Annotated in this window: 1 protein-coding gene; it reads right to left on the bottom strand. The window is 62.0% G+C overall.

Going from position 1 to position 490, the window contains the following annotated elements; all coding sequences use genetic code 11:
• Positions 1-145: 145 nt before the first annotated feature.
• Positions 146-490, bottom strand: a 345-nt coding sequence (locus MKK70_RS00015) for an Ig-like domain-containing protein (protein WP_243945245.1), incomplete at its 5' end; no start/stop codon positions are given.

Raw genomic sequence — 490 nt, 5'->3', positions numbered from 1 at the left:
CCAACCGACGTGGCCGGTAACGCCTCCACCGCAAGCTCCCTCAGCTTCACACTCGACACCAGGGTGGCTGCGCCCAGTGTGGCCCTGAAGAGTGACACCAGTGCCTCGTCTCTCGACGGCATCAACCGCGCTGGTGGTTTGACGATCACGGGTGTCGAGACGGGGGCGACGCTTCTCTACAGCGTCGATGGAGGACCGGCCCCTGCCAGTTGTCGCCAGAGACCTTGAACACCAAAGTGTCACTCTGCACCGTCGCAATATTAGCTACGAAGCTGAGTGAGCTTGCGGTGGAGGTGTTACCGGCCACGTCGGTTTGCGTGACCAAAACCGTGTGCGCCCCGTCTAACAGCTTGGTTGGATCATAGCTGGCAGAGGCCGGTCCTCCATCGACGCTGTAGAGAAGCGTCGCCCCCGTCTCGACACCCGTGATCGTCAAACCACCAGCGCGGGTGATGCCGTCGAGAGACGAGGCACCGGTGTCACTCGTCAG

The organism is Methylobacterium sp. E-041 (genome assembly GCF_022829665.1).
Taxonomy (GTDB): Bacteria; Pseudomonadota; Alphaproteobacteria; order Rhizobiales; family Beijerinckiaceae; genus Methylobacterium.
This window is presented reverse-complemented; position numbering and strand designations above follow the sequence as displayed.